Annotated in this window: 8 protein-coding genes; 6 read left to right on the top strand and 2 right to left on the bottom strand. The window is 51.5% G+C overall.

Going from position 1 to position 10,983, the window contains the following annotated elements; all coding sequences use genetic code 11:
* Nucleotides 1-97 precede the first annotated feature (97 nt).
* Nucleotides 98-724 carry an adenylyl-sulfate kinase gene (gene cysC / locus NPX02_RS20600; RefSeq protein WP_260295936.1) on the top strand — a complete coding sequence of 209 codons (627 nt, stop codon included), beginning with the start codon at nucleotides 98-100 and terminating at the stop codon, nucleotides 722-724.
* A gap of 219 nt (nucleotides 725-943) precedes the next feature.
* Entirely contained in the window at nucleotides 944-2,098 is a 1,155-nt protein-coding gene (locus NPX02_RS20605; protein WP_260295937.1) for a TIGR03088 family PEP-CTERM/XrtA system glycosyltransferase, read from the top strand.
* Between the two features lie 213 nt (nucleotides 2,099-2,311).
* On the opposite strand, the gene NPX02_RS20610 is transcribed toward NPX02_RS20605, so the two are convergent.
* The gene (locus NPX02_RS20610; protein ID WP_260295938.1) at nucleotides 2,312-3,586 is read right to left on the bottom strand and encodes a hypothetical protein; all 1,275 of its coding nucleotides are present in this window, start codon (nucleotides 3,584-3,586) and stop codon (nucleotides 2,312-2,314) included.
* Nucleotides 3,587-3,588: 2 nt separating this feature from the next.
* Nucleotides 3,589-5,166: an MBOAT family O-acyltransferase gene (locus tag NPX02_RS20615; protein WP_260295939.1), complete on the bottom strand. Its 1,578-nt coding sequence runs from the start codon at nucleotides 5,164-5,166 to the stop codon at nucleotides 3,589-3,591.
* Between the two features lie 173 nt (nucleotides 5,167-5,339).
* Between NPX02_RS20615 and NPX02_RS20620 the strand changes: the two genes are divergently transcribed.
* The 4 genes from NPX02_RS20620 (at nucleotide 5,340) to NPX02_RS20635 (ending at nucleotide 10,955) form a co-directional block, all read left to right on the top strand.
* On the top strand, nucleotides 5,340-6,932 hold the full coding sequence (locus NPX02_RS20620) for an acyl-CoA ligase (AMP-forming), exosortase A system-associated (RefSeq protein WP_260295940.1): 1,593 nt from the start codon (nucleotides 5,340-5,342) through the stop codon (nucleotides 6,930-6,932).
* Nucleotides 6,929-8,164, top strand: a complete 1,236-nt coding sequence (locus NPX02_RS20625; RefSeq protein WP_418067363.1) for a pyridoxal-dependent decarboxylase, exosortase A system-associated — start codon at nucleotides 6,929-6,931, stop codon at nucleotides 8,162-8,164. The genes NPX02_RS20620 and NPX02_RS20625 overlap by 4 nt, the downstream gene beginning before the upstream one ends.
* A gap of 15 nt (nucleotides 8,165-8,179) precedes the next feature.
* Complete coding sequence (locus NPX02_RS20630; RefSeq protein WP_260295941.1) at nucleotides 8,180-9,268, top strand: IS4 family transposase; 1,089 nt, start codon at nucleotides 8,180-8,182, stop codon at nucleotides 9,266-9,268.
* A 394-nt stretch (nucleotides 9,269-9,662) separates the two neighbouring features.
* Nucleotides 9,663-10,955, top strand: coding sequence for a putative O-glycosylation ligase, exosortase A system-associated (locus NPX02_RS20635; RefSeq protein ID WP_260295942.1), 1,293 nt, complete (start codon nucleotides 9,663-9,665; stop codon nucleotides 10,953-10,955).
* The last annotated feature ends 28 nt before the right edge of the window (nucleotides 10,956-10,983 follow it).

The following is a 10,983-nucleotide window of genomic DNA, read 5'->3' on the forward strand; positions in this document are numbered from 1 at the left end:
ACCGTTTTCTCCAGGCACAGGCTTGCCGATAGGTGGACTCATGACTATGATGTTGGGGAGCACTATCGGGTTAATATTTTGACATGGAATACAACTAATGGATAAGAACGTAGTCTGGCACCAGCCCACCGTTACCCGGGATCGCCGAGCGAAAAACAATGGACACAAGAGTGTGATCCTTTGGTTTACCGGCCTTTCGGGAGCCGGCAAATCGACTATCGCCCACGCCCTGGAGGAGAGCCTCTATCAACTCGGAGCCAACACCTATGTACTGGATGGCGACAATGTCAGACACGGCCTCTGTGGTGATCTGGGTTTCTCCGACACTGATCGGAATGAAAACATCCGGCGCATCGGCGAATTGGCCAAACTGTTCATCGATGCCGGAATCATCGCCCTTACCGCCTTCATATCCCCCTTCCAAGAGGACCGGCAACGGGCACGGGAGCTGGTCCCCGAGGGGGATTTTATCGAGATCCATGTAAAGTGCCCACTGGATGTCTGCGAGACACGCGACCCCAAGGGCCTCTACAAGAAGGCCCGCGCCGGTCTGATCAAGGGTTACACCGGTATCTCATCACCCTATGAGGTACCCGATAATCCGGAGATCGTCATCGATACCAGTGTCAGAGACGTCGACCAATGCGTGATGGAGATCATCGACTACCTGGCCGCGAAACAGATCATAACTCCGGTGAGCCAGGAACTGACCGTGAACGCATGAAGGTATTTCCTTAGCACCCACCGGTGCCCCGCTCACCGACCTGTTATCAGCCATAAAACACGAGGCAATCGGGCATGGCCAGGCAGCGCCTATTCTCGCCGACCGGCTGCGTCAACGCCGCAGGGCGGCGGGTAACGCGATCCTGCCCTTGGCGATCATTTCAGGCGATCGTACAATCTCGATTTAAAAATAATTGAACCGCATGAATCATCGCATCCTATGACATCGTCCCCTCCCCTTATTGCGCATGTTATTCATCACCTCTGGATCGGCGGCCTGGAAAACGGCCTGATCAACCTGATAAATCGCATACCGGAAGAGCGTTACCGGCATGCAATTATCTGCATGGATGATTACTCCGACTTCCGGGACCGCCTGCAGCGGAACGATGTTGAGGTCATTGCCATCCATAAAAAGCCCGGGCGTGATCCGATAGCCAAGTGGCGTCTGTACCGCCTGTTCCGTCGTCTCAAGCCGGAGATCCTTCATTCACGTAACCTTTCAGGACTGGACGCTCTGTTGCCGGCTTACCTGGCCGGGATCGACCACCGAATCCATGGAGAGCACGGCCGTGATATGGACGAACTGAATGGCAGCAGTAGAAAAATGCAGCTCCTGCGGCGTCTGCATCGACCGCTGGTCAAGCGCTACATACCCCTCTCCAAGGACCTGGAGTACTACCTGCGGGATAAAGTGGGTGTGGACGGCACCCGTATCACCCAGATCTACAACGGTGTCGACACGGAGAAATTCTCACCGGCACCGGGTGAGAGACCCCCGATACCCGTGCGGGAGGGTTTCGCCGACAGGGATTCCGTCATTATCGGTACCGTCGGCCGGTTTCAGCCGGTGAAGGACCAGATGAATCTGGCGGAAGGTTTTATCCGCATGCTCGACGACCATGCCGAGCTGGCCGCGTGCGCGCGGCTGGTCATGATTGGTGACGGTCCGTGCAGGGAGCCGGTCATGCAACGGATTGCGAGTGCCGGCTATAGCGACCTGGTGTGGGCGCCCGGCTCACGAAACGATGTGGAGGATATCCTGCCAGCATTCGACCTGTTTGTCCTGCCTTCGCTATCGGAGGGCATTTCCAACACCCTACTGGAAGCCATGTCATGCGGCCTGCCGGTTCTCGCCACCGCCGTCGGCGGGAATCCGGAACTGGTTCTGGACGGCGAATCGGGCACCCTGGTTCCGGCAGCCGACAGCCGTGCCATGGCGGAGATGCTCGAACGCTATGTGCGAGATGAGGAGTTACGCTTGTCACAAGGCGAGATCGGCAGGAGAAGGGCCGAGGAGCAGTTCAGCATCTCCGCCATGGTGGATAATTATCTGGTAGTTTACGATTCCCTGGTCAGCGCCTCATCAGGATAAATCCGATCATCGTAAAAATCGACCTGTAGGAGGAGCGGCGCCTTACCGCGATATAGGCCTGGGGGCGAGCCTCCTGCAGGGTGCAATGCCGGACTTCACCAGCGGTGCATTCCAGGAAGCCATGCTACATGTCTATTTCATCCGGCAGAAAATAGGATGAAAACAAATTATTGGGGCATGACTAATGCCACTACTGGGTAAATACTCAACAACTTAATCCGTTGCCTGAAGTGCCTGGCGCGACACATGAGGTGTAGCACCTACTATGGTGTTGTGTCCTTCAACAATATGGGCTTCAATTTTTTGCTTTTCATTTTCCAGATATCTGTAGATATTTTCTGAGCTGAGTTTGAGACCGATCTGGGGAGAGGCATCGGACCGGCACCACTGGCCGAATATTTTCTCCAGCATTTTGTCACCCACCTCTTTCTTATAATGCGCTGGCTCCCAAAACCATTTTAATCTGGCACTTTTATCTCCAATTGCGGGTGCGGGCTCAGAGTTGAACTCATCGAGCCCGGAAAAATCCCAGAGTTCCACCTGGTTTTCATCGGCAATTTCCAGCAGTCGGTATTTCCACGCCTCGAATTGGGGCCACAGGTTGTGCCGGTAGATGGTCGACAGATAATCGGCGTGATAGGAATTGATAAACAGAATGACCTTGACCCGGTTACTGTTTGCATATTTCAGAAGATGCGCAACACTGGCGAACTCTTCTGATTGCCTTGCCGGATATGGGAACACCGTCAAGCCTGATTTCGAGAAACGTTCATCAATCTCCCGATTTTTCTGTTCAAACAGCACAAACTGCCCCTCTGTCGACATAATTGGCCAGTAGTCATTTGCCGGATTGAATCCGTTCCGCAGGCGTGTCGACACATTCCGGTTACTTTGCTGCGTTATGGTTTTTAAGGAGTCAGCCGCCGTATCCAGAGAAAAGATGACTGTCAGATAATCTTCCAGTTTTATAAAGGGGTAGACGGGATTACCACTGCCGTTCGCCCGGATTATCAGCCGGTTTTCGTATTGTCGTGGAGAAACGGGCCAAGGATATTTTCCGGCGCGCTCCGGACTTGCGGACAGGAAATCGGCAAAATCGAGACCCCACAGAATCAGTTTGACGTCGCCCTCGAATAGCGCGTGTTGAAGGGTACGCGCCTGCATATGGACCCCGGCACCCGGAAGGCCCAGGTTATAGACCGGCCTGGCGAAGTCAGGCCAGCAGATATGGCGGGGGTCAATGCCCATTTCTGGCCGTGAATTTCCGGCGACAATGCCCTTTGGCGAATAATTTCTGACCTGGTAGGGTTTGGCCATGCGCACGTGGCCGCCGGCGGCGGGTTTGAGATCGGAAAACCCGGACAGTCTGACCGAATCAAACAACGCGTATGGATCAATGAGATAGTTAAGCGCCCCGGCAGACAGTAGGAACAGCAAGAACAGCACCAGCAGCTTGTTGATATAGTTGTATTGATTACGCAATGTCATGGCTAAAACTGAAAGTAGAGAAATTCAGACACCGAGGTCAGCGCCAAGACCCCACAGGTACTGATCGCTGCCACAGCCAATGCCCAACCGGTCGTGGGTCGCCAACTTAGCGGCACCTTCGGTGTGATGGCATAACGGCTCGACTCATCATGGCTGTAAAGCACCAGTGCGGGCTGATAGCGCGCCATGAACTGCTGCGTGTTGGGCAGAAATAGCGCAACAACCATGAGACCTCCGATCCACAGATAGGTCATTACAAATACAGACCCGCCCCCCAGATAGCTGCGTACCCCCTGCTCCTGCAGCCAAATTCCCCATTTACCGGCTCTTGACAAGATTGCATTGGGGATTTCAACACCGTTAACGCCCGCCATCCCCTCAAGCATCCGTATTGCGCTGGTGAAATCACTTGCCCGGAAGAATACCCAGCCGACCACCACCGCCAGGAAGGTCACTGCCCAGGCCAATGCTTTTCCGTAGCGGGAGTCGCCCGATCGTCCAATGCCCAGATACCGCTTTGTTCCGTTCCAGGCGTGATTGACAATCAGGTACAGGCCGTGCAGTCCGCCCCAGACCACGAAGGTCCATCCGGCACCGTGCCATAAACCGCCCAGCAACATGGTCAACAGCAGATTCAGATAGCGTCGTATCAGTCCACACTTATTGCCGCCAAGAGGGATATACAGGTAATCACGCAGGAAACGCGACAAGGTCATGTGCCAGCGGCGCCAGAATTCGACTATCGTTGTCGCCTTGTAGGGGGAATGGAAGTTGAGCGGCAGCTTGATGCCGAACATCCTCGCACCACCGATGGCCATATCCGAGTATCCGGAAAAATCAAAGTACAACTGCATGGTGTAGGCCAGTGCACCTCCCCAGGCGACAAAGAACGAGAGTGTTTCACCGCCGGAGGCGGCATCAAAAACCGGTGAAGCATATTGTGCAACACTGTCCGCCAGAACGGTCTTTTTAAAAAGGCCGATGCTAAAAATTGTGATCCCGATGGAGAGATTTCCAATATTTCGTCTGAACGACGTGGGCCTGAGAAACTGCGGGAGCATCTCCTTATGATGCACGATAGGTCCTGCTATCAACTGGGGAAAAAATGTAACAAACAACGCGTAGTGTAGAAAGCGGTACTCTCTGGTAATCCCACGGTAGGCATCGACCAGATAGGCAATCTGCTGGAAGGAAAAGAACGAGATGGCCAGCGGCAGAATAATTTGCTTCAGATTAAAATCAGTTGTAATCAGGGCATTGATATTGTCAACAAAAAAGCCCGCATACTTATAATAGGCTAACGCGGATAGATTCAGTGCTATTCCAGCGATCAGGGTTCCTTTCCTGATTATTAAAGTATACTTGCGCTCCTCGCTTAGTATGCGCCCCAGCGCGTAATTGATCACCATAGAGGCAATGATCAGTAACAGATAGGCCGGATTCCACCAACCATAGAAAAAGAGAGACGCGATGACCAACCAGGCTATCGGATAAACGCTGTTTCTTTTCGACAGGAGAAAAAAGCCCGTCAGGACAAGAGGTAAAAACAGAAAGATAAATTGGTAGGAATTAAACAGCATGATACATCTTCCTTGATTCACTCCCAATCTCAATGAGCAATCTTGTTTCTTATGCCTGCCGTAACACCAGCTGTTAATGTCATCTTCTTAACATTACAATACCCTCAATGTAGTATAAAAATCGGCGCACAGGCCAAATAATACAACTATTTTACGAAGGGTTAGAGACCAGGATGTCAGGATTAATCCATCAGCTCATTACGCGTTCCGCCGTTCGGACGCCGGATGCGATTGCACTCATCCACAAGAATAATGAGTATAGCTACGCGAAGTTACAGGCGCAGGTTACATCCGTCGCCGCCGGTCTGGTGCAACTGGGGCTTGCGCCAGCTGAACGGGTCGCCATCTACCTTCCTAAACAGCCAGAGACCGTTTTTGGACTGTTTGGTGCGGCGCAGGCAGGCGGCGTGTTCGTTCCTGTCAATCCGCTACTCAAGCCACACCAAGTCGCCTATATCTTGAATGACTGCAACGTCCGCGTGCTGGTCACGTCGCTGGATCGCCTTGGCCTGCTTGCCGATATTCTACCGCAATGTCATGATCTACGCACGGTCATCATTACCGGCCCCGACTCCCTCAAGCCGCCCACCCTGGAAACCATCAAGATACTCACATGGCCACAGGCATTTCATGTCATGTCAGACTCCACCAGGCAGGCTCATCGCCGTATCGATTCCGATATGGCGGCGATTCTCTACACCTCCGGAAGTACCGGCAATCCCAAGGGTGTGGTGCTCTCCCACCGCAACATGGTGGCCGGCGCGGAGAGCGTGGCGGAATACCTGGCCAATCGGGCGGAAGACCGGCTGCTGGCGGTGCTGCCGTTCAGTTTCGACTACGGACTGAGTCAGATGACCACAGCATTCCTTGTCGGTGCCAGCGTCGTGCTGATGGACTACCTGCTGCCCCGGGATGTTGTCCGTGCGGTTGAGCGTTACCAAATCACCGGACTGGCCGCGGTGCCGCCGCTCTGGAACCAGTTGGCCCAGCTCGAGTGGCCGGAGACCGCCGCCAGCACGCTGCGCTACATCACCAACTCCGGTGGCGCCATGCCGAAGACCACTACGAACAAACTTCAACAGGCACTGCCTTCCACCGATATCTACCTGATGTATGGTCTTACCGAGGCCTTCCGCTCCACCTATCTGCCGCCCGATCAGGTCTCCAGCCGCCCGGAATCGATGGGCAAGGCGATCCCCAACGCTGAGATCCTGGTGGTGAGAGAGGATGGTACTGAGTGTACCCCGGGAGAACCGGGTGAACTAGTACACCGCGGCGCCCTGGTCGCCCAGGGCTACTGGAATGATCCAAAAAAGACCGCCGAACGTTTCAAGCCCTGCCCCGGTCAGACGCCAGAAATCCCGCTGACCGAGATCGCTGTCTGGTCCGGGGACCAGGTAAAAAAGGACGAAGAGGGCTATCTCTACTTCATCAGCCGGAAGGATGAGATGATCAAGACCTCAGGATACCGGGTCAGCCCTACCGAGGTCGAAGAGGTGATCTACAGTTCCAAGCTTGTCGGGGAGGCTGCGGCGCTTGGCGTACCCCACCCGACACTGGGTCAGGCTATTGTAGTACTGGTAGCCGCTACCGAAGCCATCGACGAAGCGGCTCTACTGAAGCATTGTCAGAAAGAGCTACCCAATTTCATGGTCCCCCAGGCTGTTCTGGTCAAGAACAGCCTGCCCAGAAACCAGAACGGAAAAATTGACAGGAAGGCCTTGTCAATAGAGTGTCAGGGACTGTTCCAGGAGAATCAATCGTGACGAAAGCAGCGCCGCAGCACACCCCAATGTCCCAGTTCCCGATCATCGATAATGAGCTGCATATAGGCGGGATGCCACTATCCAGGCTGGCAGCAAGAGTGGGACAGACCCCCTTTTACGCCTATGACCGCCAGGTGATCAGCAGACGCGTTGCAGAGCTCAGATCAACTCTGCCGGATGACATACACCTGCACTATGCAATCAAGGCAAACTCGATGCCGGTTGTGGTGCAACATCTGTCCGGTCTCACAGACGGACTCGACGTCGCCTCACTGGGTGAGATGAAGATCGCACTGGATACTGGTATTCCGGCAGAAAAGATCAGCTTTGCGGGACCCGGGAAAAACGACACTGAACTGTCTGCTGCTATTGCAGCCGGTGTCATTATCAACATGGAGTCTGAGGGTGAAATGGAGCGTATCGCCAGACTCTCCGACAAGCTTGGCATCACCCCGAATGTGGCCGTTCGCATCAACCCAGATTTTGAATTAAAAACTTCCGGAATGAAGATGAGCGGGGGGCCAAAGCCGTTTGGCATCGATGCGGAGAGGGTCCCCCGGGTCCTGGGGCGTATCGGTGAATTGAATCTCAACTTCAAGGGTTTCCATATCTTCAGCGGATCTCAAAACCTGCGCCCCGAGGCACTTATTGAGGCACAAACCAAGACTTTTGAACTGGCCAGCAGGATGGCAGAGCATGCCCCCTCACCCATAAGTTGGCTAAATATTGGCGGGGGTTTCGGGATTCCCTATTTCCCTGGAGAGCAACCGCTTGATCTGGAGCCGGTAGCCGGCAATCTGGAGCAGTTACTGGAGCGTTATCGTCCTGAAATGCCAAACGTCGAGATAGTGATCGAACTGGGGCGCTACCTGGTTGGTGAAGCCGGTATCTATGTCTGCAGTGTCATCGACATAAAGCGCTCAAGAGACGAGGTATTCGTAGTGACCAACGGTGGTCTGCATCACCATCTTGCAGCATCAGGTAACTTTGGACAGGTCATCAGAAAAAACTACCCGGTCTGCCTGGGCAACCGTGTTGAGGATGAAAATCTTGCGTGTGTCAATATCGTGGGTCCGCTATGCACCCCTCTGGATATTCTTGCCCACAGAATGGAATTACCGGTAATCGCCATCGGGGACCTAATTGTTGTCTATCAATCCGGGGCCTATGGTCTTCGCGCCAGTCCACAGGATTTTCTTAGCCACCCGGCTACCATTGAAGTTCTAGTCTGATCGATAAGAAGGTCAATGAATAGTACTAATAGTCAATACTGCTTTAGAGAATCTTTGATTTGTTTAGTTGCCAACCAGTCAAAATATGTATTGATCCATCGCCTGCGCGACATCGAGGCCTGTCTCAATGCCCAGAGCAACAAGCTCTACCATATGGGCATTCGTGCCCATGTCGCCCGCAGCACGCTGGCCGAGGCCAACGAAAAGCGCGACTGGCGTATATACGCCGACTTCGCCCAGTCACTGATCCAAACCGCCCGGCGGCTCTATGCCGACGAGGATCTTGGCCTCGAGCTAGACAACACGGTTTACGCGCTCGATGCCACCACTATCGATCTTTGCCTATCGGTCTTTCCTTGGGCGCAGTTTCGGCAGACAAAAGCCGCTGTCAAATTGCATACCCTGCTCGATCTGAGGGGCAATATCCCGTCTTTTATCCATATCTCCGACGGCAAGCTTCACGATGTCAATGTACTCGACTTGCTGTTGCCAGAGCCTGGCGCCTTCTACGTCATGGACCGCGGCTACACGGACTTCGAACGTCTCTACCAGTTGCAACAGGAAGCCGCCTTCTTCGTCATTCGCGCCAAGTCCAATCTGCAGTTTCGCAGAATCTACTCGCATCCCGTGGACAAGAATACCGGCCTACGCTGCGATCAAACCGGAATGCTCACCGGCTTCTATACCTCAAAGCACTATCCCGACAGGCTCCGTCGGATCAAATATTACGATGCCGAAACCGACAAGCGTTTGGTCTTCCTGACCAACAATCTCAGCATCCCGGCTCTCACGATCACCGAACTCTATCGGTACCGCTGGCAGGTGGAGCTATTCTTCAAATGGATCAAACAGCACCTGCGCATCAAATCGTTTTTCGGCACCTCGGAGAATGCGGTCAAGACTCAGGTCTGGATTGCTGTCTCCGTCTATGTTCTGGTTGCCATCATCAAAAAGCGACTCAATATTCAGACCAGCCTCTACTCAATCCTACAGATTTTGAGCCTTACTATTTTCGAAACAACACCTTTAAATCAACTGCTTACGAGGTGCGACCAAGCAATGAAAAACGACATATTCAGTAACCAATTGAATCTATTCGACTAATATTCCGGACACTAGTGAGGTTTTGGTAAAAGCTACTATAGAGAAATTTTCAACCGGAGCAGGCGGTGCTATAGCATCGAGGAGTTTCATCCATGATGGGATTGTTATTCGTAATCGACATGGTCGCACTATTAATGGTTCTGTATTGGAGTATCAAATATGACGACAAGAAATCGAAAGTTGATGGCTGGTTTGTGTATAAAGAGTAAACATTAGCGTGGCAAGATTAACTATTTATACCCCACCATCAAGAAATCAGTTGACGTTTATCGTTGAACATATTTTAAGAAAAACACCAACTTGTATAACCCAATGCGCTGCTAAGAAAAACCTCTTTGGCTTCAAGTAGCATGCTTTATTTTAAAATAAACAAAATCATACAGGATCTTTTTCAATGCGTGATGTGATATTGATCATGACCATGATTGGCGCCTTGCCAATGATTTTTATTCGGCCGCACGTTGGTGTCTTGCTTTGGGGATGGGCGGCTATTATTGGACCTAATTTCCTGGTTTATGGATTTGCTTCTTCAATCAGATACAACTTCACAATTGCCATTCTCACCTTCATTGCCTGGTTCATATCAAAAGAAAAAATCGTTATTCCGCTACGCTCAACCATTGTCCTGTTACTGTTATTTGCTGCATGGGGAACCATTTCTGCATTAACTTCTATCTCTAGCTCCGATGTAGTTATAGATGAATGGGTCAAGTTTCTAAAAATTCTGGGTTTTTCATTGGTCATCGTTGGATTGATTAATACACGGCAACGAATACATTCACTCCTGCTTATTTTTGTAATCTCTCTCGGGTATTACGGGGTATCTGAGGGGATGAAATTTCTGGCAACGGGTGGCGCCCATCACGTTTGGGGGCCAGGTTTTTCAATCATCGGAGACAACAACCACTTCGCGTTATCTCTGATTATGCTGCTACCTATAGCGTATTATCTAATTACTTACTCCCAAAACAAAATTGTGAAATTTAGCCTCATATTGGCATTTGTTCTTACTTCATTTGCAGTTCTGGGAACCTACTCCCGGGGAGGATTAATCGGACTGCTGGCAATTGGAATCTGGTCCGTGATTAAAACCAAAAACCGGTTACCGATAATACTGGTAGGAACCATATTGGGCATTATTTTAATCACTATGGCACCAGAATCATGGTTTGAGAGAATGGACACTATACAAACTGCCACCGAAGACCGATCTTTTATGGGAAGGGTCGTCGCATGGAAGTTGAGTGTGCTTCTGGCGCTCGATCATCCAATTTTTGGTGGTGGTTTCCAAGCGATTCAAGATCTTGCTGTGTGGCTGCAGTACAGCGCAGATTTCCATTTAATGGACTTCGTACCTACCAGGCAACCAGATACTCATCGGGCACACGCAGCACACAGTATCTATTTTCAGGTATTGGGTGATATGGGGTTTATTGGCCTTTTAATATTTCTCTCTATTCTGGTATCGGCCTGGAAAAATACAAACTTCATTATCAAGCAATGTAAAGACAATCAACACCAAAAATGGATCTATGATCTCGGTAAAATGCTGCAAATCAGTCTGATCGCATACATGGTGTCCGGGGCAGCGTTAAATATGGCATACTTTGATTTAACATACGCTGTTATCGCCCTAACCTTGTCACTGCGCATTATTGTGGAGTCTGATATGAAAGACAGAAGGTAACTATTCAGCACTTTTTTCAGAAAAAACC

The sequence above is a fragment of the Sedimenticola hydrogenitrophicus genome (assembly GCF_025175675.1).
In the GTDB taxonomy this organism is placed as follows: domain Bacteria; phylum Pseudomonadota; class Gammaproteobacteria; order Chromatiales; family Chromatiaceae; genus Sedimenticola; species Sedimenticola hydrogenitrophicus.